1 protein-coding gene is annotated in these 1,160 nt (G+C 63.8%); it reads left to right on the top strand.

The annotated features are described in order from the left end of the window. Positions 1–448 precede the first annotated feature (448 nt). On the top strand, positions 449–1,160 hold a 712-nt coding region (locus tag N1F91_RS30915; protein ID WP_289997752.1), incomplete at its 3' end, for an IS630 family transposase.

Below are 1,160 nucleotides of genomic sequence, written 5' to 3'. Positions count from 1 at the left end.
CTTCAAGTCGACGCTCCCCGAGAAGTGGAAATCCTTCCGGGACACCGTCAACGACAACTTTCACATCGTCCGACCCGACAAATTTCGGGTTATCGGGTAGACGGGGTATTACTTAATTCGAATCGAGAACGGCTGAGAAGGCGTTCAAAGTTGCCGAATTAAGTAAACTGTCCCCGCATTTCCGGCACCCGATCCGCCTCTTGCCACGATTAGATAAGTCAACGACTTCCGCGATATTTCATTCCGCTCTGTCCACGCCCCGCTGGCCGGCGGAACCCCCGCGCGGCGCGCCGGCGCTTGCGGAGGCATATGTGGACAGTTGACCGAATTCGAGGACGCACCGGCCGAAACACCCGCAGTCATCGTCCGAATTAAGTAATACCCCGACTCCCCGAACCCCCGAAGAAATGGCGTTGACGATCGTCCCGCGAGCGATTCTGCTGGGTGCATGATTCGCGGTGGTTTTCTGTCGAAGGACGGGCGTGCCCATCTCGAGGCGCTGATGCGGCGTCCGAACGAGAAGCATGGCATCGGGCGGCGGGCGAATGCGATCCTGCTGCTCGACGACGGGCTGAGCTGCGAGGACGTCGCCAAGGTTCTGTCCCTCGACGACGACACGGTGCGCGGCTGGCATCGGCGCTTCCTGGCCGACGGGGTGGCGGCGTTGCGGGCCTTCGGCTGGAAGGGCGGCGAGAGGAAGCTGGAGCGCGCGCAGGAGGCCGAACTCGCCGCGGCGCTGTCGGCGGGCTTCTACACCAGCACGGCGGCGGTGATCGCGCTGATCGAGAAGCGCTTTTCCATCACCTATTCGAAGCCGGGCGTGCTCAAGGTCCTGCACCGGCTGGGCTTCGTCTACGTCAAGCCCAAGGGTCTGCCGGCCAAGGCCGACGCGGCCGCGCAGGAGGAGTTCGTCGCCCGATACGAGGCGTTGATGAACGGGCTCATGTCCGACGAGGTCGTCTATTTCAGCGACGCCGTCCATCCCGAGTACCAGAGCCGGCCGGCCCATGGCTGGATCCGGCGCGGCGAGCGGCCGGCGGTCCGCAAGGGCAAGGGGCGCCAGCGGCTCAACCTGATGGGCGCGCTCAACCTGGAAAACTTCGACCTGCGCCTGGTCGAGACGGTGAAGATGAGCTCCCAGACCACCATCGACCTGCTCG

The organism is Aquibium sp. ELW1220, assembly GCF_030398385.1.
Taxonomy (GTDB): domain Bacteria; phylum Pseudomonadota; class Alphaproteobacteria; order Rhizobiales; family Rhizobiaceae; genus Aquibium.
Note: the sequence above shows the minus strand (reverse complement) of the source record. Positions and strands in the feature narration are given on the sequence as shown.